At 73.7% G+C, this 20,710-nt stretch carries 18 protein-coding genes; 4 read left to right on the forward strand and 14 right to left on the reverse strand.

Annotated features, from left to right (window positions below; genetic code table 11):
* The 7 genes from fxsT to ACIG36_RS25840 all read right to left on the reverse strand — a co-directional run.
* Window positions 1-2,102: FxSxx-COOH system tetratricopeptide repeat protein (gene fxsT / locus ACIG36_RS25810; RefSeq protein WP_399932357.1), on the reverse strand; the 2,102-nt coding region annotated here is incomplete at its 3' end.
* Between the two features lie 61 nt (window positions 2,103-2,163).
* Window positions 2,164-3,477 carry an aKG-HExxH-type peptide beta-hydroxylase gene (locus ACIG36_RS25815; protein WP_399932360.1) on the reverse strand — a complete coding sequence of 438 codons (1,314 nt, stop codon included), beginning with the start codon at window positions 3,475-3,477 and terminating at the stop codon, window positions 2,164-2,166.
* A gap of 59 nt (window positions 3,478-3,536) precedes the next feature.
* Window positions 3,537-3,752 (reverse strand): hypothetical protein, encoded by a 216-nt coding sequence (locus ACIG36_RS25820; protein WP_399932363.1) that lies wholly within the window; start codon window positions 3,750-3,752, stop codon window positions 3,537-3,539.
* A 101-nt stretch (window positions 3,753-3,853) separates the two neighbouring features.
* Window positions 3,854-6,991: an SAV_2336 N-terminal domain-related protein gene (locus tag ACIG36_RS25825; protein ID WP_399932366.1), complete on the reverse strand. Its 3,138-nt coding sequence runs from the start codon at window positions 6,989-6,991 to the stop codon at window positions 3,854-3,856.
* Window positions 6,992-6,997: 6 nt separating this feature from the next.
* Window positions 6,998-8,005, reverse strand: a complete 1,008-nt coding sequence (locus tag ACIG36_RS25830; RefSeq protein ID WP_399932369.1) for an AAA family ATPase — start codon at window positions 8,003-8,005, stop codon at window positions 6,998-7,000.
* A 158-nt stretch (window positions 8,006-8,163) separates the two neighbouring features.
* Window positions 8,164-10,311, reverse strand: coding sequence for a trypsin-like peptidase domain-containing protein (locus ACIG36_RS25835; RefSeq protein WP_399932372.1), 2,148 nt, complete (start codon window positions 10,309-10,311; stop codon window positions 8,164-8,166).
* Window positions 10,308-10,760 (reverse strand): CU044_2847 family protein, encoded by a 453-nt coding sequence (locus tag ACIG36_RS25840; protein WP_399932375.1) that lies wholly within the window; start codon window positions 10,758-10,760, stop codon window positions 10,308-10,310. Before ACIG36_RS25840 ends, ACIG36_RS25835 begins: the two co-directional genes overlap by 4 nt.
* A gap of 160 nt (window positions 10,761-10,920) precedes the next feature.
* On the opposite strand from ACIG36_RS25840, the gene ACIG36_RS25845 reads away from it, so the two are divergent.
* Complete coding sequence (locus ACIG36_RS25845) at window positions 10,921-11,100, forward strand: DUF6104 family protein (RefSeq protein ID WP_399932378.1); 180 nt, start codon at window positions 10,921-10,923, stop codon at window positions 11,098-11,100.
* 87 nt (window positions 11,101-11,187) lie between these two features.
* On the opposite strand, the gene ACIG36_RS25850 is transcribed toward ACIG36_RS25845, so the two are convergent.
* The 3 genes from ACIG36_RS25850 to sodN all read right to left on the reverse strand — a co-directional run bounded on the left by ACIG36_RS25850 (window position 11,188) and on the right by sodN (window position 13,436).
* Window positions 11,188-12,018 carry a hypothetical protein gene (locus ACIG36_RS25850; RefSeq protein ID WP_399932380.1) on the reverse strand — a complete coding sequence of 277 codons (831 nt, stop codon included), beginning with the start codon at window positions 12,016-12,018 and terminating at the stop codon, window positions 11,188-11,190.
* A gap of 78 nt (window positions 12,019-12,096) precedes the next feature.
* Window positions 12,097-12,798: a VC0807 family protein gene (locus ACIG36_RS25855; RefSeq protein WP_399932383.1), complete on the reverse strand. Its 702-nt coding sequence runs from the start codon at window positions 12,796-12,798 to the stop codon at window positions 12,097-12,099.
* A 242-nt stretch (window positions 12,799-13,040) separates the two neighbouring features.
* Window positions 13,041-13,436 carry a superoxide dismutase, Ni gene (gene sodN / locus ACIG36_RS25860; protein WP_399932386.1) on the reverse strand — a complete coding sequence of 132 codons (396 nt, stop codon included), beginning with the start codon at window positions 13,434-13,436 and terminating at the stop codon, window positions 13,041-13,043.
* Between the two features lie 149 nt (window positions 13,437-13,585).
* On the opposite strand from sodN, the gene sodX reads away from it, so the two are divergent.
* On the forward strand, window positions 13,586-14,056 hold the full coding sequence (sodX, locus tag ACIG36_RS25865) for a nickel-type superoxide dismutase maturation protease (protein WP_399933355.1): 471 nt from the start codon (window positions 13,586-13,588) through the stop codon (window positions 14,054-14,056).
* Here sodX and ACIG36_RS25870 read toward each other — a convergent pair.
* From ACIG36_RS25870 to ACIG36_RS25885, 4 genes are all read right to left on the reverse strand, one after another.
* Window positions 13,942-14,589, reverse strand: coding sequence for a CGNR zinc finger domain-containing protein (locus ACIG36_RS25870; protein WP_399932389.1), 648 nt, complete (start codon window positions 14,587-14,589; stop codon window positions 13,942-13,944). The genes sodX and ACIG36_RS25870 overlap by 115 nt on opposite strands.
* Before the next feature lie 127 nt (window positions 14,590-14,716).
* Entirely contained in the window at window positions 14,717-15,478 is a 762-nt protein-coding gene (locus ACIG36_RS25875; protein ID WP_399932393.1) for an amino acid ABC transporter ATP-binding protein, read from the reverse strand.
* A complete protein-coding gene (locus ACIG36_RS25880) occupies window positions 15,475-16,371 on the reverse strand; it encodes an amino acid ABC transporter permease (protein WP_399933358.1) in 897 nt (298 codons plus the stop codon). Before ACIG36_RS25880 ends, ACIG36_RS25875 begins: the two co-directional genes overlap by 4 nt.
* A gap of 458 nt (window positions 16,372-16,829) precedes the next feature.
* Window positions 16,830-17,801, reverse strand: a complete 972-nt coding sequence (locus tag ACIG36_RS25885; RefSeq protein WP_399932395.1) for an ABC transporter substrate-binding protein — start codon at window positions 17,799-17,801, stop codon at window positions 16,830-16,832.
* Window positions 17,802-18,382: 581 nt separating this feature from the next.
* On the opposite strand from ACIG36_RS25885, the gene ACIG36_RS25890 reads away from it, so the two are divergent.
* Together ACIG36_RS25890 and ACIG36_RS25895 are read left to right on the forward strand one after the other, a co-directional pair.
* The gene (locus ACIG36_RS25890; protein ID WP_399932398.1) at window positions 18,383-19,597 is read left to right on the forward strand and encodes an NADP-dependent malic enzyme; all 1,215 of its coding nucleotides are present in this window, start codon (window positions 18,383-18,385) and stop codon (window positions 19,595-19,597) included.
* 150 nt (window positions 19,598-19,747) lie between these two features.
* The gene (locus ACIG36_RS25895) at window positions 19,748-20,710 is read left to right on the forward strand and encodes a zinc-binding dehydrogenase (RefSeq protein WP_399932401.1); all 963 of its coding nucleotides are present in this window, start codon (window positions 19,748-19,750) and stop codon (window positions 20,708-20,710) included.

Here is a 20,710-nt window from a genome sequence, read left to right on the forward strand (position 1 = left end):
TAGCGGCCGACCAGGCGCAGGCCGACGCCGAGGTTGTGCTGGGCGAGGAGGGTCAGGTAGTCGTCGGGGCCCAGCAGCTCGAGGGAGGTCTCCAGAACCTCGCGCTGCATCTGCAGGGCCTCGGTGTACTGGCCGAGGTAGCGCTGGTCGGCCGCCAGGCAGCTGGTGGCGGTCATGGTGGCGGTGCCGTCGGCGTCGGGGGTGGCCCGCAGGCGTTCCAGGAGGTCGCGGTCGAGTTCGTAGGCGGGGCGGAAGCGGCCGTCGGCGCGCAGGATGTTGCCCTGCTGGTTGGTGAGCTCGACCATGCGCGGGTGCTCGGGCGGGTAGAGCTCCGACCAGTGCTCGCGCACCTGCTCGGCCAGCTCGACGCCGGTGCGGAACTCGCCGCTGCGGAAGCAGTAGCGCAGCAGGTTCAGGACGGTCTCCTGGACGCGCTCGTCGCGGCTGCCGAGCGCGCCGGACGGCTCGAGGTGCGGCAGCAGCTCGGCGTAGCGGGGCCACAGGCGGGAGTCCTGGGGGTTGCCGGGGTCGGCGGCGGCCAGCATGCGGCGGACGACGAGGCGGTGGAGCTTGCGGTCCTCGGGCGAGGTGAGGCGGCCGACGATGTCGTGGACGATCCGGTGCATGTGCACCGACTCCTGCTCGGGGCCCGGTTCCTCGCCGGGGAGGGCGCTGCGGGTGTCGCGGGTGAAGACCGAGTAGTTGACGAGGGTGTCCAGGGCGCGGGTCCAGCCGGCGAGGTCGGTGGCGAGCCAGCCCAGGCTCTCGGGCAGGTCGGCGGCGGCGAGGTGGCGGACCAGGCCGATGGGGATGCGGCCGGGGGCGAACGAGGTGCACAGGGACAGCAGTTCGACGGCGTGCGGCTGGGACTCGCGGAGCCGGTTGATCAGTATCGACCAGGAGGTGAGGGAGGAGCGGGGGACGCCGTCGAAGCCCGCCTGGTCGGCGAGTTCGGACAGCTCCCCGTCGCGCACCATGCGCAGGTAGTCCTCGACGTCCATGTCGGACTCCCCCAGCCAGGCGGCGGCCTGGACGAGCGCGAGGGGGATGTCGCCGAGCTCGGCGGCGACCTCGTCGGCCTGGGGGGCGGTGATGCGGGGCGCGCGGCGCATCAGGTAGCCGGTGCTCTCGTGGCGGTCGAAGCCGGGCACCTCCACCAGGGTGGTGCGGCTGTCGTTCCAGCTGCGGTTGCGGGAGGTGATCAGTACGTGGCCGGGGCCCTCGGGCAGCATGTCCTCGGCGCCGTCGATGTCGTCCCAGCCGTCGAAGATCAGCAGCCAGCGTCCGTAGGGGTCGCCGCGGCGCAGCGCCTCGCCGACGGCCCGGATGCGTTCGCCGGGTTCGGATCCGCTGGCCAGGCCGAGCTCGGGGGCGAGCTCGCCCAGGCGTTCGCGCAGGGTGCCGCGGGTGTCGGAGTTCACCCACCACACGACGTCGTAGTCGGAGCTGAAGCGGTGGGCGTACTCGGCGGCCATCTGGGTCTTGCCGATGCCGGACATGCCCAGGAGCGTGACGACGGCGGTGCCCTGCTCGGCGTCCATGAAGTGCTGCTGGAGGCCGTTGAGGAGGTCGTCGCGGCCGGTGAAGCGGACGTTGCGGCGGGGCACCTCGCCCCAGACGGCCGGCGGGTCGTTGGGGTAGCGGGAGCCGGGGCCGGCGGGCAGCGGGCGGCGGGCGGGCCCGGCCGGCAGGCCGAGGCGGGTCAGCAGGCGGCGCTCGGCCTCCTGGGCGCCCACGCTCCACAGGTCCACCGGTTCCAGGACGGCGGTGGCGGGCGGCAGGGTGCGGTTGGTGAGGTTGACGGCGGCGAAGCGCTGGGCGTTGGCGGCGACGACGCCGCGCAGGGCCTCGTTCCACTCCCCCTCGCGGCGCGGGCCCAGCTGGAAGAACCAGTCGCTGAGGACCAGCAGTATCCGGCCGGAGGCCAGCAGCAGGTCGCCGAGCGCGGTCTCCAGCGGCACGTCCCGGCGCGGATCCCAGCGCTGCAGGGTGACCCGGTGGCCATGGCTCTCGAGCCGGTGGCCGATCCAGGTGGCCCAGGGCCGGTGGTATCCGGCAAAGACGACGACGAAATGCTCGCTGACCTGCCCTTGCGTGGCCATCCGCACGTCTCCCTCTGTTCCTTCGCGCTGCGCCGGCCGAGGAGCCGGCACGGACGCGAATTCACTGTACGTCACGGCGTGGTGACGTAGCGCCGATTGCCGCGGACGGATCGCGCCACCGCCCCAGGTCCGCGAGGTGCCGTTCCATGCCGTGGGTGAACTCCCGGCCCGCGGGAGTCAGTTCAGCTGATTCAAGCAGGATGGGCAGGGCTTCCGCGACCTGCTCGAGGCAGGAATCGCGGCGCGTCCCGGCGTCGCGCCGGGCCACCCGCGCGTTCGCGCCGCCGCGGGCGGCCCGCGCCCAGAAGTCGGCCAGCGCCAGGTGCGCGTAGGTGCCCTGCAGGACCCCGGCCAGCGGCCGCGGGTCGGCGCGCCAGGCCACGTGGTGCACGGCGTGCGGCGGTGCCGTGTGCAGCGGCAGGAGGTCGTGGAGGACGGCGAGTTTGCTGTGCTGCGTCTCGTGGACGAGGACCTCGGCGAGGTGGGCCGGGGTGTCCGGCGGCGAGGCGAGCACGGCGCCGGGCGCGGCCCGGTGGGTGGCGCTCACCCCGCCGGCGGCCGGTCCGTAGGGGCCCGAGCGGGCCAGCGGCACCAGGCAGCGCAGCAGGGCCCCCACCTCCGCCGCGCGGGCCGGGTCGGCGGCGCGCATCAGCTCCAGTGCCGCCCCGAAGTGCCGCGCCCAGGGCTCGCGGGCGGTCGCGGACCGGGGTGCGGCGGGCAGCAGGGCGTGGCCCACGCCCTCGGGCGGGGCCCGGTAGGGGTCGAGGTCGTCCAGGACGGCGTCGCTGCCCGGCAGGGCGCTCAGGCCACGCCAGCCGGGCCCGGTGCCGGTGATCCGGCCGGGGGCGCGCAGCAGGACGGGCCCGGTGCGCCGGCCTGCGGCCGTCAGGCGGGCGGTGCGGCCGTGGGAGGTCAGCCGGACCTCCGGCGCGCCGGTCTCGAGGAGGCCGGCTCCGGGGAGGGCGAGCGTGCCGTCCGGGGAGGCCGTCTCGAGGGTGAACGGGCCTGGGGCGCGCAGCGCGGCGGCGGCCGTGACGGCGCCGAAGTGGCCGAGGCCGCGGGCGAGGGCGTCGCCGTCGGGGGCGGCCAGGGTGCGGGCCAGCCAGTGGCCCACGGAGGGGTAGCCGAGGGTGTCGCGCACCGGGCCCGGACAGCGGGCCTCGATGCGCTCGAGTAACCGCCAGTGCGCCTCGAAGCGTTCGCGGACGGGACCGGGCACCGCGCCGGGCCGCCGTTCGAGCCGGGTCAGCAGGGACTTGAGCAGCACCAGGCGGCGGCTGTGCGCGCCGTCGCGCAGGAGGGCCAGGTCGCCGGGGGCGGAGCGGGTCCGGGCCAGGCGTGCCAGGGCCGCGTGCGGCAGCCGTGCGACGGTCATCCACACCTCATTCCGCCTGCCGGAGCGCTTTGTCCGGAACGGGCGTGTCGCGGCCGGGGTCAGGTGGCGTCGGGCGCGTGGGTCTCGCCGCCGCCGGAGAACCAGGTCTCCGCCAGTTCCGCCGGACGGGAGAGCGCGTGCTCCACCGCGGCCGCGAGGAGGGGGTCCGCCGTCTCGCGCAAGGCCCGCAGGCCGGTGCCGGTGAGGTCGGGCAGCGCGGGCACCCACGGTGCCTCGTCCCGTACGGCCTCAGCGGCGTTCTCGTGCTCTGGCACCTGCTTCTCCCTCCTGCCGCCTTCCGCCGGGGAGTGGCCCCCGCGGCTGCACGGTTCTTCCCAGGGCCCGTGTCGCAGAAACACGGTGGCGCCGGGTCCGGTCATCCGCCGTCGAGGCGCGCCACGCTCTCCCGGGTCGCCCGGACCTCGTCCCAGGGCACCTCGGCCAGCCGCCCGGTGAGGTCCTGCCATTCGCGCCGGGCGTCGCGGTAGGCGGCCAGTGCCGCGCGGGGCATGCGCATGCGTTCCAGGGCCTGCCCGTAGCGGTGCAGGGCGCGCGCGGCGGTCACCGAGCCCGGTCCGTCGCCGGCGGGCAGGCGCCGGGCCTCCTTGGCCGCGGTGTCGAAGGCGGCGGCCGCGTCGGCGACGGGCATCGCGGCGGAGTGCTCGCTCAGCGTCAGCCGGGCGGTGCCCAGCGCCAGCCAGGCCTCGGCGCGGGTGGCGCCGTCCGGGGCGCGGCGGGCCGCCTGTTCCAGCAGGTGGCAGCTCTCGTAGAGGTCGGGCAGGAAGCCCTGCCGGCCGAACCGCAGCACCAGGGCGCGGCCCAGCAGCAGCTGGGTGTACGAGCGCCGGGGCGAGCGGCCGGGGCTGACGGCGAACGCCTCGCGCAGTACGGCCTCGGCCCGTCCGACGCCCTCCACCGGGCCCTGATCGCCCGCGGCCTCGGCGCGGCGCAGCAGCGACTCGCCCCACTCCGCCAGCAGTTCGCAGCGGCGGGGGCTGTGCGTCCCGGTGAGGGCGACGGCCGCGGCGTAGGCCTCGTCCGCCTCGGGCCAGTGGCCGGCGGCGGCGTGGGCGCGGGCCTGCTCGGTGCGGCAGTCCAGCCGCTGGGGTGCGTCGACGGCGGCAGCGGCGGCGCGCTCGAGGGTGGCGAGTGTGGTGCCGGCGGGCGCGCCGGACAGCCGCTGGGCGCGCGCGAGGTCCAGGAGGGCGGCGCAGCGGCGGATGTCCGGGGCGTCGGCGGCCTCCAGCAGTCGGCAGGCGTCCAGGAGTTCGGCGGCCGCCTCGGTGGCGTGCGGCGGGTCGCCCGCCTGGGCGAGGGCCAGCAGGACGCGGCCCAGGCGCAGGTGGCGGGCCGGGGTGCCGGGGGGCAGGGCGCGCAGGACACGTTCGGCGGCGAGGAGGCGTTCGCGGTCGCCGTCGGCCAGCCAGGCGGCGTGCTGGGTGGCCGCCAGTTCGAGGGCGGCCTCGGTGTGCGGCTCGCTCGCGGGGTCGGTGTGGTCGTGGGCCTCGGTGAGCAGGGCGACGGCCTCCGTCAGCATCGTGTGCCGTTGGGTGGGGTCATGGCGTACGGACTCGGTGCCGGCCAGCGCGCGCAGCACCCGGCCGAGGACGAGCCGGGCCCGTATCCCGTCGGCGGGGCCGCCGGGGCCGGTGGCGGTGAGCGGGGCGGCCGCGAGGGGGCCCGCGCGGTCGCGGGCCTCGTGCAGCAGGGTGGGGTCGGCCTGGACGTGCCACAGGCGCAGCAGCCGTTCGGCCTCGTCGACCGGGCCGCTGCCGGTGGGCGCCGGCTGGTACCAGCGCACCACGCGCGCGGGGACCTCGGCGAACAGCTCGGGCTCGGCCGCCGCCTCCGCGCGGACGGGCGCGGAGGGGTCGGGGTCGTCGTCCTGGACGGGGCGGCCGGACAGCGCGGCGGCGGCGAGCGCGGAGAAGTTGCGGGCGCCCTTGCCGTAGTGGCGTTCGACGTAGTCGGAGCAGTGCTTGAGGACGAGTGCGGCGGCGCTCTGGTCCAGCGACTGCAGCAGGATCTCGCGGACGCCGTCGGCGAACTCGTAGGACTGCCCGGCCTCCTGGCCGGTTCCGGCATCGGTGGCGGTGCTGTCGTCGGGGAGCCGCCGCAGCAGGCCGCTCAGCAGGACCTCGGCCAGTTCCATGGGGCCGGTGTCGGGCAGCATGGCGCGCTGGACGACCTGCATGACCGGCAGCGTCAGCGGCACGGCCGCCAGGTGCACGGCCAGCCGCAGGGCGCCGGGCGAGGCGCCGCCCCGGAAGGCGCGCAGCAGTTCGCCGGCCTCGCGCCGGTCGCGCTCGCCGGGAGCGGGCAGTGGCGCGGTCCGGGGCGGGTGGTCGGGCAGCAGCCACGCGGCGGCGGCCCGTACGGCGGACCGGTGGGGCCCGGACAGCAGCCGGGCCCAAGTGCCCAGCGCGTCCCGGGTGGGCAGCAGCACCGGTACGGGCAGGGCGGCGGCGGGGCGGGGCGGGCCGTAGTCCTCGGGTTCGAAGCGCGTCCGGCCGCCGGTGGAGGCGTCGCGCGTGAGCGTCCCGGCCTCGGCGGGCAGGGCGGTGCGCGGCCACAGGCGGGGCGGCAGGGGCTGGACGACGGCCAGCGGCGCGGTGCGCGCCCAGTCGTGCAGCAGCCGCTGGGCGCGCCCCTCCTGCCACAGCCGGCCCACGCAGTCGCTGATGACCAGGGTGAGGCTGCGTCCGGTGGGGTCGCGGAACTGCTGGGCGGCGCGCGGGTGCGGCCGGCCGGCGCCGCCGGGCACGGCGGTGGTGCCGATCAGCGGTTCGCCGTCGGCGCCGCGGTGCAGGTAGCGCACGCGTACGTCGCGGAAGAGGCCCAACTGGGCGCAGGTCTGGCGCAGTTCCTCCAGCATGCGCTCCCAGACGACCATCGAGGCGGAGGCGTCCATCAGCAGGTGCATGGTGGCCGCCCGCGGCTCGCCGGGCCGGTAGACGGGCTCCAGGACGCCGGAGGAGGCGCCGCCCTCGGCGGTGGCGTTCTCGTCGAGCGGGCCCCGGACGGGGGCGCCGGGGACGCGGTAGCCGCGCAGGGGGCGCAGGGCACGCTGGAGGCCGAGCAGGCCGGGCAGGGACGCGGCCATCGGTATGCGTATCGGGAAGGTCTCGCCCCGCGTCCCGCCGCGCTGCCCGCCCGGCTCGTCGCCGTGGCCCGCGCGCCGGCCGCCCCGGGCGTAGAGGGCCACCGGGCCGGACCGCTCCGCCCGGCGCCCGCCCGTCCGTTCCTCGCCTCCGCCGGTCGCGGCGCCGGACGCGCGCCCGGTCTCCGGCGTCCCGGGACGTCCCGCCGCGTCCGCTCCGGCGGTGCGGCCGGGCGGCCGGGGGGACGCGCCGGCCGGGGGCTCACCGGCCGCCGTCTCCTCGTGCCCGGCGCCGGGGGTGACCCACTGGGCCAGCCACACGGCGTCGGCGAGCTCTTCCGCGGTGAGGTCCCAGGCCGCGGCCCGCAGCCGGGCGACCAGTTCCCCCAGCCGATGGTCGGGGGGCGCCGTCATCTCTCATCACCTCGGACGGTCCAGTGGCTGCATGAGCATGTCGGCGAGCCGGTCGCGCGTGACGCGTTCGGTGCGGGGCGCGTGCTGCGTGAGGAAGAGGGCGTTGAGCAGCTGGTCGGCGGCGATGACCTCGCCGGGCTCCCGTTCCAGGAACCGCTGGATGAGGCCGTCGTCGTCGCTCACCGCGTCGTCGCCCAGGTGGGCCCGGACCATGGCCGTCACCTGTTCCTCGCGCGGCGGCTCGAGGTCGAGCTGGATGCAGCGGCGCAGCAGCGCGGCGGGGAAGTCGCGCTCGCCGTTGGAGGTGAGGACGATCAGCGGGAAGGTGGTGCAGCGCACCCGGCCGCCGTGGATCTCCGCCCGTTCGCTGTCGTCGGTGAGCACCTCGACGACCGGTTCGCGGTCGGCGATCCGCTCCAGCTCCGGGAGGCGGAACTCGCCTTCCTCCAGGGCGTTGAGGAGGTCGTTGGGCAGGTCGAGGTCGCCCTTGTCGAGCTCGTCGATCAGCAGCACCCGGGGCTGCGGCACGGGCAGCAGGGCCGTGCCGAGCGGGCCGAGCCGGACGTAGGAGCCGATGGAGCGCCGCTCGCCGCCGCCGTCGCCGCCCGCCCGTTCCAGCTGGACGTCCTGCAGGCGGGCTATGGCGTCGTAGTGGTAGAGGCCGTCGCGCAGCGTGGTGCGGCTGACGATGGGCCAGCGCAGCACCCGGCCCAGGCCCAGCTCGTGGGCGACGGCGTGGGCGAGGGTGGACTTTCCCGTTCCGGGGGTGCCGGTCACCAGCAGCGGGCGGCGCAGGTAGAGGGCGGCGTTGACGGCCTCCACCTCTTCGGGGCGCGGGTGGTGGTTCTCCACCAGCCTGCGCAGCACCCCGAGCCGGCGGGCGGCGCTGGGGTCGGTGCCGGCTCCGGCGTCGGGTCCGGAGGAGGCGAAGTCGCGCCAGGGCGGGGGCGGCGGCAGGCGGCGGATTCCGTCGTGCGGCAGGCCGGCTCCCCGATAGATGCGCCAATCGTTCACACTGGGCTCCTCGTAGCTGGTGATGACCTCGATGCCTGCCGTACCCGGGCCTCGCCCCCGCCGCGACCGCTGCCGTCCCTGCTCGAAGGTACCGTCACGACACTGCCCTGCCGACCCCTTTCGGATTCCCCTGGCATGGACTTGACGTTGCTTCACGGTCATGGGTCCCACCGGGCGCCGGGGGCGCGCAACGGCGTGTCGGACCCCGGCGGACGATCCGGATCGTCGGACAGCAGTGCGACCGAACGCGCCCACAGGGCGTCGGGGTCGGGGAAGTCGGGGTCGCCGCAGCGGATGCGGAGGTTGCGGATGCGCCGGTGGAGCCCTTCGGCGGTCCCGGCCTCGCACACCAGTCGGGCGGCCCGCTCGTGGAATTCGGCGCAATCCGTATGGCCCGGGGCGCATCTGCGCCAGAGCACGACCGCGTGCCCGGCGGCCAGCGCCGCGTCCATCGCCATGGCCCCGGCCCCCTGGGCCACCTCGCCGCAGTACACGGGCACGGCGGTGACGGCCGCCTCGGACAGCCGTCCGTACGCCGCGTGGCCGCCCTCCCGGCGCGGGCCGTCGTGCCCCTGCACCGGCGCCTCGCGGCGCAGCGGTACGGCGGTCATCGGACCCTGGTTCGTACCGTTGAAACGCCTGCGCCACTCGGGGGTCGCCGGGCGGTCGCGGCGCTTGCGGTCCTGGAGGACCACCACGCGGCGGTGGCCGAGCGGCATGGTGTGCGGGTCGAACCCGTGCTCGCCGGCGCCGGGCGGCAGTAGCCGCCACTCGTCCAGCGCCTCGTCGAACAGCTCGCGCGGCAGCACCACCCGCAGCTCCGCCAGGTGCTCGCCGACGTCCCCCTGCAGCAGCGCGGCGGCGACCGGCTCGCGCAGCGCCTCGCGCAGCCCGGCCCGCGGCACGCCCTCCTCGTCGGAACGCAGCGGGGTGATCACCCCGTCCTCCAGCAGGAGTTTGACGCGCCAGGGGTAGCGGTCGCCGTAGAGGAGGGTGTCGATCTCGACGATCACGTCGCCCCGGCGGCGGGAGGGATCGCGGCGGGGGCCCGGGGCGACGTCCCGGCGCTCGGGCTTGCGCAGCTCGACCGTGCCGGCCGGGGCGGGCTCGAGGAGTGCGGCGGGGGCGGCGGAGCCGCCGTGCAGTATCTGCTGGATCTCCTCGCGTATGACGTCCGGCAGCGGTTCGGCCTCCCCGGTCAGCCAGCCGCTCAGGTCGCGCAGGTGCGGCACGTCCCGGTCGTGGCCCAGGCGGCTGACGGCGGCGGCCACCCGGGCCGCGTACAGCAGGACGGCCTCCAGTTCCAGGTCCCGTTCGGGGGCGGGCTCCTTGGCGCGGCCGCCGTCCCGCAGGTCGTACAGCAGCCCCACGCCTTCCCGCCAGGTGCGCGGGTCGTGCTCGACGCCCGGCTGGTACGGGTCCTGGATGACCCGGCGCTTGGTGTCCCCGACCAGCTGCATGACCTCGCCGGGCGTGCCGGGCGGGGTCAGTTCGGCGAGCCGGGCGAAGAGGTGGGTGCGCAGGCGCGGGGTGAAGCCGCCCGCCGGGGCCCGCAGCGCCGCCTCGCGCAGGCGCTGCTGGAGGCCGGGCCAGCTGCCGCCGGTGCCGAGGGCGCGGTAGCGGTCGAAGTGGTGGCGGTCGTGGGCGCGGACGATGGCGTGCAGCCGGTCCCGGCCGGGCCGGTCGTCGGCGATGCGGCGCAGCGCGGTGATCGGCACGGCCAGGCCGGCGGTGTCCTTGCCCCGTCCCTTGCTGACGCCGATGACCGCGCCCCGTCCGGTGTCCACCACCGGGCCGCCCGAGCAGCCGGCGACCGGGATCTCGCCGCGCAGCAGCATGGCGGTGCCGTCGCGGCCGTCACCGCCGCTGGCGGTGCCGATGCCGTGACGCGGGGCGAGTTCGCCGGTGTCCCGCGACCAGCCGTGCAGGCTGATGTCGGCGGGCACGATCGTGGAACGGTCGCTCAGCCACAGGCACTCGGCGTCGTCGGCGTCGTCGACCTTCAGCAGCGCCAGGTCGGGCATGGCCCAGGGCCTCGGCGGTCGGTCGGGCTCCTCCGGCATGGGCAGGGCGAGGGCGACCCGGCCCTCGGTGGTGCGGTCGTGCCAGTCGGTGACGTCGACGGCCCTCTCGCCGCGGAGCACGTCGCCACCCCCGTTCCCCACGACATGGGCGCAGGTCAGGACCCATCCGGGGGCGATGAAGAACCCGCTGCCCCAGAACCGGGCGCCGCTTCGGTCATACCCGCCGTCGCGCTCGGAGATGCGGACGACGGCACGGCGCGCGGTCCCCTCCAGGGCGCTCAAGGAACGGCGGGGGCCGGTGCGGGCCCCGGCTCGGTCCGCGCGGCCCGTCCGGTCCGTTCCCTCTCTTCGGCCCGGTCGACGCCTTCGGTCCGGTCGGTGGCTTCGGTCTGCCGGGTACGTTCGTTCCAGGTCAGCGACACGGTGAGGGACGCCTTGCCGGTGCCGTCGGCGAGGAGGCTGACGACCCGGCCCGCCTGGGCGGCCAGCTCGATGCCGAACTGGACGGTGACCTCGTCGGGCCGCGCTGCCGCCAGGCCCATGCGCAGCGAGCCGGTGACGCCGCGTACGACGTCGGCGAGACCACCCGCCATGTCGGCCACGCGCCGCGCCGCGCTCGAGTCCTCGTACGGGCTCGCGGACGGCTCGCCCGCGAGCTCCTGAGCTTCGGTGATCCGTGCCCAGACGACCGTTCCGTCGTCGAGCCGGAGCTGAGTGATCCCCTCGGTCACGCGCCACCCCCGTTACCGCGTTCGCGGCGTCGCCGCGATGGATGCAGCAGGCTAGTCCTCTGATCGCACCGGCGCGAGAGGTCCTGGCCAAGGCCGGCGGGGCCGCCGCCTATCCTGGGCTGCAGTGCAGCCTTGCCCACCATTCCCAACGGAGATCACGTTGTACTTCACCGACCGCGGCATCGAGGAACTGGAGAACCGGCGGGGCGACGAGGAGGTCTCGCTCGCCTGGATCGCCGAGCGCTTCCGCGAGTTCGTCGACCTCAACCCCGACTTCGAGGTCCCGGTCGAGCGCCTGGCGACGTGGCTGGCGCGGCTGGACGACGAGGACGACGAATAGGACTCGTAGGACCACCCTGAGTCAGGCCGGGGGCCGGGGCACGCCCCGTCCCCCGGCCGCCTCGAAGAACCCCACGAGGGGAACGGGTCACCCCCGGCGCGAGCGCCAGGCGTCGTACGCGATCGTCAGCGCCCCGTCCGCGACGAGCACCGACCCGGCCGCGGCCCACCTCCGGCGCGAACCACCGGACCGGCGCCGCGCGAACACCAGCAGCGAGACACCGGCCGCGATCTCCGCGGCCCCCAGGGCGCGCGCCTTCGGGCCCCGTATCCAGTCGCCCAGGAAGCCCTGTTCCGACACGTCGAGCCCGCTGCGCACCGCCTCCCGCCAGCCCGGCCACTCCACGGCCTCGGCCGACGGCGCCGCCTGGGCCGCCGCGCGCAGCGCCGCGGCGCTCGTGCCCGGCCCGATGCCGGCCGGCAGGTGCAGGCCGACGCGGGCCAGTACCGCGATCAGCCCGAGCACGCGCGCCGCGGCGTCCGCGTCGGAGTCCGGCTGCGTCAGCCGGTCGATGGCCTCGGCGTCCAGCACCGGGTCGAGACCGAGCCGGCTCCGCAGGGCCGTCATCGCGCCCTCCTCCCCCAGCGGGGCGCCGTCCGCGAGCCAGGTGTAGCCCACCGTCCGGCGGAAGCCGGCCGCCACCACGAAGCCCGCGCCCTCCTCGTCCCACCACAGCCCGACCGTGGGCCAGGCCTCGGCGACCGTCAGGGCGTGCGCCCACTCGGCCGTGACCGCGGCGAGGTTCGTCCCCTCCGTGCGCCAGGCTTCCTCCCCCGGCACCAGCACGCTCCACTCCTCGCCCGCCGGGGCGAGGAACAGCGGCTCGCGCAGGAGCTGCGCGGACGGACGGACACGGTCGGGCTCGGCCCGGCAGAGCAGCAGTACCCCCGCCGCCCGGCTTTGATCAATTGCGGACATGTGTCAACGCTAAGCCACGCGGACGGACCTTGACGTCCCGAGGACGCGAGCCGGTCAGCGGCGTCCTCCTGCCGACGGTCAGGGCGTGGCCGTCTCGGCCTCGATCATCTTCTCCATCGGGTCGATCGACGTGCGGCCCGAGACCACGACCGCCAGGAAGATCGCCACTGCCAGAATCACATTGCCCAGCCACACCATGGTGTCCACCGGCAGGGTGTAGGCGCCCACCACCCGGGCCACCGCCTCCGCGAGCAGCGCCGCGCCCCATACCGTCGAGAACAACCGCTCGGCTCGGCGGAAGCGGGCCGAGCGGGATATCAGCCGGTCCCAGGCCGCCTGCTTCACGGCCTCGCCCCGGGTGACCCACGGGCGTATCGCCACCGTCATCAGCGGCCGCCCGGCGACGACCGAGGCCAGGACCACCGCGCCGACCACGCCCGTTCCCGCGCTCTCCTTGGCGAGCATCAGGCGCACATCGCCGGTGACCATGGTGAGCAGGAGGCCCATGGCGTTGACGGTCAGGATGAGCGCGGCCAGGCCGTTGAGGCGGCGGTGCCTGACGACGGACCAGACCGTGCGGACCGCCGGCAGCGTGCTGCTCCAGGCCAGTGCGGCCAGCGTGCTCATACCGAAGCCGTCCCGCAGCACGTAGTACGCCACCATCGGCAGCACGGCGTCCACCAGCAGCGGCGCCAGGCTCTCCGCCAGCGCCCTGCGGCGGTCGGCCGCTTCGCGCACCGCGGGTTTCCGGATGGATTCGGTCGTCGTGGCCGTGTGCATGGCTGGGCTCCCCCGTCGTTCTGCAGTCGCCCCTTCTGGGGACGGATACAGAATCACCGGCCGGCCCCGTGCCGCGGCAGAGCAGTCTGTCCACGGTCCGGCATGACTTTTGTCAGACATCGGGCATCCGGGGCCGATGCGGGAGGCCGCGGAACAACGGACCGCGCCCGGTCCCGTCGGCGTGGACGACGGGACCGGGCGCGGTCGGAATGCCGGGGCGCCCCGGGGGGCGTGAGCCGGGCTCAGGCCTTCTTGGTCTCCCAGAAGATCCGGTCGATCTCGGCGATGAGCTCCAGCGCCTTCTCGCCCGTCTTCGGGTCCGTGGACGCCTTGGCGGCGCTCAGGGCCTTCAGGGTGTCGTTGACCAGCTGGTGCAGCTGCGGGTACTTCTCGAAGTGCGGGGGCTTGAAGTAGTCGCTCCACAGCACCGAGACGTGGTGCTTGGCCAGCTCGGCGCGCTGCTCCTTGATGATGATGGCACGGGCGCGGAACGCCGCGTCCTCGTTGGCCTGGTACTTCTCCTGGACGGCCTTGACCGACTCCGCCTCGATGCGGGCCTGGGCCGGGTCGTACACACCGCAGGGCAGGTCGCAGTGGGCGCTGACCTTCACCTTGGGGGCGAACAGGCGGGAGAGCATGTGCTGTCCTTCCTCGTGATCGTCTTCTCAGGTGCGAGATTACTCGGTGCGGGAAGGCTTTTCTCGGGTGCCCCGGGGGGCTTAAGACGAAAGTCCGGTGTCAGGCTGGGACCGGAGGACTGGTTGCGGAAGGACGCGGAGGTGCCGTGGTGCAGGAGCAGGTGGACGAACGCGGGCACGAGCTGGACCGTGAACGTCGCGGACTGCTGCGGATCGGGCTCGCCGAGGTCTACAACCCGTCGATGGTCCCGACCCTCAATCCCGGGGACCAGCTGGTCGTGCGGTACGGGGCGGCGGTGCGGCCGGGTGACGTGGTCGTGATGCGGCATCCGTTCCGCCAGGACCTGCTGATCGTCAAGCGCGCGGTGGAACGGCGCGAGGGCGGCTGGTGGGTGACGGGCGACAATCCGCTGGTGGAGAACGACAGCCGGGAGTTCGGCACGGTGCCGGACGAGTTCGTGGTGGCCCGCGCCTGGGTGCGGCTGCGCCGGCCCCCCGGGCGCGGTCAGCGCTCGGCGACCGCGCTGCTGTCGTGGGCGGTCTCGGCGCTCCGGCCCGTACGGGCGTCCTCCGCGCGCTCCTCCGAGCGGCCGTTCCCCAGGCGCTTGCGGGCCCGGTAGGCGGCGACGTTGGCGCGGGTCGCGCAGCGGTCGGAGCAGTAGCGGCGCGAGCGGTTGGTGGAGGTGTCGAGGTAGGCGTTGCGGCAGGGCGCGGCCTGGCAGATGCCCAGGCGGTCGACGCCCAGCTCGGTGAGGTGGACGGCCAGTCCCATGCAGGCGGTGGCGGTGTAGGAGGCGGCGGCGCTGACGGCGTGGTCGGCGATGTGCATGTGCCACTTGGGGCGGCCGTCCTCGTCCCGGTACTCGTGGCCGGAGATCTGCGGGCTGACCGGGAACTCCATCAGCAGCGCGTTGAGCAGGTCGACGGCCCGTACCTCGTCGCCCTCCGACGCCGCCTCGAACACGGCGCGCAGCCGGGCGCGTACGCCGCGCAGGCGGGTCAGGTCGCCGTCGGTCAGCCGGCGGGCCGACTGGGAGTCGGGGCCCAGCAGCTCGCGCACCGCGTCGAGCGAGGTGAGCACGTCGGTGCCGCGGGAGGGTACCTCGGTGTTGACCAGCCGCACGGCGTAGTCCGAGTAGTAGGCCAGTTCCACGTGTGGTCCTTACGCAACCGTCGGTCAGTCGTCAGTAATAGCCCCCTGTGAATCGAGGGTATTACACGGCCGCGGGGCGGTACGGGCCACCGCCCGTACCGCCCCGCATCACCGGGTCGCGCTCCCGCTACAGCACCTTGGACAGGAACGACTGGGTCCGCTCGTGCTGCGGGTTCGTCAGCACGTCGCGCGGGTTGCCCGATTCGACGACGACGCCCTGGTCCATGAAGACCACCGAGTCGCCGACCTCGCGCGCGAAGCCCATCTCGTGGGTGACCACGATCATCGTCATGCCGTCCTCGGCGAGGCCGCGCATGACGTCCAGGACGTCGCCCACCAGCTCGGGGTCGAGGGCCGAGGTCGGCTCGTCGAAGAGCATCAGCTTCGGCTCCATCGCCAGCGCCCGCGCGATCGCGACCCTCTGCTGCTGGCCGCCGGAGAGCTGGGAGGGGTAGTTGCCGGCCTTGTCGGCGAGGCCGACGCGGTCGAGCAGCTTCTTGGCGCGCTCCCGGGCCACGGCCTTGGTCTCGCCCTTGACCTGCATCGGCGCCTCCATGACGTTGGCCAGCGCCGTCATGTGCGGGAAGAGGTTGAAGCGCTGGAACACCATGCCGATGTCCCGGCGGTTGCGGGCCACCTCGCTGTCCTTCAGCTCGTAGAGCTTGTTGCCCTGCTCGCGGTAGCCGACCAGCCGGCCGTCGACGTACAGCCGTCCGGCGTTCACCTGCTCGAGGTGGTTGATGCACCGCAGGAAGGTGGACTTGCCCGAACCGGAGGGGCCGATGAGGCAGAACACCTCGCGCGGGGCGACCTCGAGGTCGATGCCCTTGAGGACCTGGACCGCGCCGTAGGACTTGTGGACGCCCTCGGCCTTCACCATCGCGGTCATGCGCTGACACCTCCGGGGGAACGGTGGCTGAAGGTGGACAGGTTCTTCTTGACCTTCTGCCACGGGGTGAGCGGCAGGCTGCGCAGCGAGCCACGGGCGTAACGCCGCTCGAGGTAGAACTGGCCGACGCTGAAGACGCTGGTCAGGATCAGGTACCAGGTGGCCGCCAGGAACAGCATCTCCACTGTCGCACCGGTGGTCTGCCCGATGTCGGACGTGGACCGCAGCAGCTCGAGGTACTGGGCCGCGCTCGCCGCCAGCGACGAGGTCTTGAGCATGTTGATGAACTCGTTGCCGGTCGGCGGCACGATCACGCGCATCGCCTGCGGCAGCACGATCCGGCGCAGCGTCTTGCCCTGGCTCATGCCCAGCGCGTGCGCGGCCTCGGTCTGGCCCTCGTCGACGGACTGGATGCCCGCCCGGACGATCTCCGACATGTAGGCGGCCTCATTGAGTCCCAGGCCGAGCAGCGCGGCCATGAAGGGGGTCATGAAGTCGCTCATCTCGTCCCGGTAGATCGGGCCGAGGTTGATGTACGGGAAGATCAGCGCGAGGTTGAACCACAGCAGCAGCTGGACGTAGACCGGGGTGCCCCGGAAGAACCAGATGTAGAGCCAGGAGACCGATGACGTCACCGGGTTCTTCGACAGCCGCATGACGGCCAGCAGGATGCCGAGTACCAGGCCCAGCACCATGGCGAGCACCGAGATCAGGACCGTCTTGCCGAGGCCGGAGATCACGGACGAGTCGAAGAGGTAGTCCGGGATCGCGCTGTAGTTGACGTTCGCCGTGGCGAACGCGTTGACCAGCAGGCCGAGCAGCGCCACCACGAGCACGGCGGAGATCCACCGGCCGTAGTGCCGGACGGGGATCGCCTTGACGGCCTCGGGCAACGTGCCGGCCGCCGTGGCCCCGGCGGGCTTCTTCTCGGCCTCGCCGCCGCCCTCGCCGGGGGCGTCCGGGCCGGGCTTCTCGGACTTGCCGGGGTTCTCGGACTTGTCCGACTTGGTGAGCTCGGTCTTGGCGGGCTCGGCGGGCTCGGCCTTGGCGGGCTCGGCCTCGTCGGAGGCCGGCTCGTCAGCGGCGGACTCGCCAGCCGCCGGTGCGTCCGACGCGGGCTCGTCAGCCGCCGGCTCGGCCGGCTCCGGCTTGTCGGCCGGCTCGGGCTCGGCGCCCTCCGCCTTGCCGGCCTTGGCCGGCTCGGCGGCCTCGGCCTTGCCGCTCTCAGGGGTGCCCTCGGCGCCTGCGGCGCCCTTCCCGGGCTCCGGCTTGCCGGAACCCGGCTTGTCGGGGGAGTCAGTCACGGGTGATGCCTTTCAGCGTTGCCGTACGAGGTCAGGACGAGAAGGGGTCAGGAGCCGCCGTTGATCCTGGCTTCCTTGACGGCGCCCGCGTCGACGCCCCAGGTCTTGATGACCTTCTCGTACGCGCCGTTCTTGATGATCGCCTCGAGGGCCTCCTTGAGGGCGTCCCGCAGCTGCGTGTTCTCCTTCGAGACTGCGATGCCGTACGGGGCCGCCTCGACCTGCTCGCCGACCAGCTCGAAGTCCTTGCCGCCGCCCGAGGTCTTCACCGCGTACGCGGCGACCGGGAAGTCGCTGGAGACGGCGTCGACGCCGCCGGCCTTCAGGCGGGTCTGCGCCTCGAGGTCGGTGTCGAACGCCTCCATCTCGATGGCGTCCTTGTCGTCCTTCTCGCACTTCTCCGACTCGGACTTCGCGAGGTCGTGCGAGACCGTGCCGCGCTGCACGCCGATCTTCTTGCCGCACAGGTCGGACCAGCCGCCGATGTCCTTGGTGTCGCCCTTCTTCGTGTAGAGCGAGACACCGGCCTGGAAGTAGTCGACGAAGTCGACGCCCTCGGCGACCTTCTTCTTGGTCTTGGGGTCGATGCCTTCCTGGCGGTCCTTGGTGTCGGTCATCGCGGACATCGCGATGTCGTAACGCTTGGATCGCAGACCGGTCAGCAGGGCGTCGAAGGTGCCGTTCTCGAACTGGACCTTGACCCCGAGCTCCTTGCCCATGGCCGCGGCGATGTCCGGGTCGATACCGACGACCTTGCCGTCCTTCTTGAATTCGACGGGCGGGTAGGCGATGTCGGAGCCCACCTTGATGACCTTGGCGTCCTGGATCTTCTTCGGCAGCTTGGCGAAGAGAGGAGCGTTGGAGCCCGCGGCGGTGTCGGCGGCACCGTTGCCACCGGTCTTGATGTCACGCTGGTCGCCACAGCCGGTCAGCAGCAGGGTGCCGGCGACCGCGATCGCGCCGACGGCGGCCAAACGACTCCTGGCAGCAGCCGGGCGGGGGGTGGTGCTTGCGGTCATTGCTCGTTCCTCCTGCGGTCGAGGGGGTATCCGACTGGTAACTCGGCAATCACGCAAAAACACGGCCGACGCCGCAGCACACTTCCTCGTGGGCCGCGACCTCGTGCGGTCTGCGCATCTTGCCATCCGGACTGCCCCATTCGGGGGGCCAGCGATGTCAAAATCGGATAACGGGTGATCGCCAGGCACTACCGGCCGGTTCGCACCCTTTGGGCTGCGGTGTCTCTTCTGGATGACTTCCTGGCACGAGACCCACGTCACGCCCGTTCCGTCTCACTCTGTGGACACATTGGCCCCCCGGAGACCGGTTCACACGTTTCCGGCCGGATCACACTCCCCCAGTCGGCGCTCACCGGCCCGGAACTCACTCGTCGGCCGTAGCGCTCATCCGGTAGAAAGACCAGATACAACCCCTCACCCGGGGCTCAGGGCGCGCGTGTGCGGCGCGCCCGCTTTGTCCGTACCGGTTCCGTCGCACGGTGGCCATCCTCCGTCCGGTCCGCGGACATGTGCCCGACCCGCTCCACAAACCCAGGGGCGGTTACCCTCGATGAGCACTTTCGACAAAGGGGTCAATAAAAGTGGCAGCGGAGATCGTGAATCCTCGCAGCGACGGCGGTGCGGACGACAGGGCTCAGGACGAGCTCTTCGATCCGGCTTTCGCGCTGCACCGTGGCGGCAAGATGGCGGTTCAGGCGACCGTCCCGGTGCGGGACAAGGACGACTTGTCCCTCGCCTACACGCCGGGCGTCGCCAAGGTGTGCAGCGCCATCGCCGAACAACCCGACCTGGTCCACGACTACACGTGGAAGTCCCAGGTCGTCGCGGTCGTGACGGACGGCAGCGCGGTGCTGGGCCTCGGCGACATCGGTCCCGAGGCGTCCCTGCCCGTGATGGAGGGCAAGGCCATCCTCTTCAAGCAGTTCGGCGGCGTGGACGCGGTGCCGATCGCGCTCGACTGCCGGGGCGTCGACGAGATCGTCGACACCGTCGCCCGGCTCGCGCCGTCCTTCGGCGGCATCAACCTGGAGGACATCTCCGCCCCGCGCTGCTTCGAGATCGAGCGCAGGCTGCAGGAGCGGGTGGACATCCCGATCTTCCACGACGACCAGCACGGCACCGCCGTCGTCACCCTCGCCGCGCTGCGCAACGCCGCGCGCCTGACGGGACGTACGCTCGGCGAGCTGCGCGCCGTGATCTCGGGCGCGGGCGCCGCGGGCGTCGCCATCGCCCGGATCCTGGTGGAGGCCGGCATCGGCGACGTGGCCGTGTGCGACCGCAAGGGCATCGTCTCCCAGGACCGCGAGGACCTCACCGACGTCAAGCGCGAGCTGGCCGGTTTCACCAACAAGGCCGGTCTGTCCGGTTCGTTGGAGGCCGCGCTGGACGGCGCCGACGTCTTCATCGGCGTCTCCGGCGGTACGGTCCCGGAGCCGGCGGTCGCGAAGATGGCCAAGGACGCGCTGATCTTCGCCATGGCCAACCCGACGCCGGAGATCCACCCGGACGTCGCCCACAAGTACGCGGCGGTGGTCGCCACCGGCCGCAGCGACTTCCCGAACCAGATCAACAACGTGCTGGCCTTCCCCGGCATCTTCGCCGGCGCCCTGCAGGTGCGGGCGTCGCGGATCACCGAGGGCATGAAGCTCGCGGCGGCGGACGCGCTGGCCGCCGTGGTCGCCGACGAGCTCAGCGCCGAGTGCGTGATCCCCTCGCCGTTCGACGAGCGGGTCGCCCCGGCCGTGACCGCCGCCGTCGCGGCGGCGGCGCGCGCCGAGGGCGTGGCGCGCCGCTAGCGCGCCGGCACCACCCGGCCGTGGTGCGGGGGCCGGACCGGTCGCGGTCCGGCCCCCGTCGCGTTCGGGGACGGACGGCCTCCGCAAGAGATGCGCGTGTCACACCGCCGCGAGGTTCCCTCGTCCCGCCCCCGGGGTTAGGTTCGGCTCATGTTCGCCGCCTATGCCGCCCGCATCGACCGTGACCAGCCGCTGCGCGGCCTCGAGTTGGGGGAGCGCCCCGAGCCCGAGGTGCGGCCCGGCTGGACGACCGTGACCGTCAGGGCCGCCTCCCTCAACCACCACGACCTGTGGTCGCTGCGCGGGGTGGGGCTGGGCGAGGAGGCGCTGCCGATGATCCTCGGCTGCGACGCCGCCGGGATCGACGAGGACGGCAACGAGGTCGTCGTCCACTCCGTGATCGGCCAGAGCGGTCACGGTGTCGGCCCGGACGAGCCCCGTTCCATCCTCACCGAGCGCTACCAGGGCACCTTCGCCGAGCGCGTCGCCGTCCCGGCGTGGAACGTGCTGCCCAAGCCGGGACAGCTCAGCTTCGAGGAGGCGGCCTGTCTGCCGACCGCCTGGCTGACCGCCTACCGGATGCTGTTCACCAAGGCCGGGCTGCGGCCGGGGCAGAGCGTCCTGGTGCAGGGCGCGGGCGGTGGGGTGGCCACGGCGGCGGTCGTGCTGGGCGCGGCGGCCGGGCTGCGGGTCTTCGCCACCAGCCGCGACGAGGTCAAGCGCAAGCGCGCCCTGGAGCTGGGGGCCGAGGAGGCGTACGCGCCGGGGGCACGGCTGCCGCACCGCGTGGACGCCGTGATCGAGACGGTCGGGGCGGCGACGTGGTCGCACTCGGTGAAGTCCCTGCGGCCCGGCGGGACGCTCGTCATCTCCGGTGCGACCAGCGGCGACAGGCCGCCGGCCGCCGAGCTGACCCGGATCTTCTTCCTGGAGCTGAACGTGGTCGGCTCGACCATGGGCACCAAGGAGGAGCTGGCGGACCTGCTGAGCTTCTGCGCGGCCACGGGCGTGCGGCCGGTGATCGACTCGGTGCTGCCGCTGGACCGGGCGCGCGAGGGCTTCGAGAAGATGTCCAGCGGTGACCTGTTCGGGAAGGTCGTGCTGACGGTATGA

It is taken from the genome of Streptomyces sp. NPDC053048 (genome assembly GCF_044547045.1).
Lineage (GTDB): Bacteria > Actinomycetota > Actinomycetes > Streptomycetales > Streptomycetaceae > Streptomyces.

Excerpts from the sequence above, each read along its gene's own strand:
- ACIG36_RS25815 (WP_399932360.1), bottom strand. The coding sequence starts at position 3,477 with ATGACCGTCGCACGGCTGCCGCACGCGGCCCTGGCACGCCTGGCCCGG.
- ACIG36_RS25825 (WP_399932366.1), bottom strand. The coding sequence starts at position 6,991 with ATGACGGCGCCCCCCGACCATCGGCTGGGGGAACTGGTCGCCCGGCTG.
- ACIG36_RS25850 (WP_399932380.1), bottom strand. The coding sequence starts at position 12,018 with ATGTCCGCAATTGATCAAAGCCGGGCGGCGGGGGTACTGCTGCTCTGC.
- ACIG36_RS25855 (WP_399932383.1), bottom strand. The coding sequence starts at position 12,798 with ATGCACACGGCCACGACGACCGAATCCATCCGGAAACCCGCGGTGCGC.
- sodN (WP_399932386.1), bottom strand. The coding sequence starts at position 13,436 with ATGCTCTCCCGCCTGTTCGCCCCCAAGGTGAAGGTCAGCGCCCACTGC.
- ACIG36_RS25875 (WP_399932393.1), bottom strand. The coding sequence starts at position 15,478 with ATGACCGCGATGGTGAAGGCCGAGGGCGTCCACAAGTCCTACGGCGCG.
- ACIG36_RS25885 (WP_399932395.1), bottom strand. The coding sequence starts at position 17,801 with ATGACCGCAAGCACCACCCCCCGCCCGGCTGCTGCCAGGAGTCGTTTG.
- ACIG36_RS25895 (WP_399932401.1), top strand. The coding sequence starts at position 19,748 with ATGTTCGCCGCCTATGCCGCCCGCATCGACCGTGACCAGCCGCTGCGC.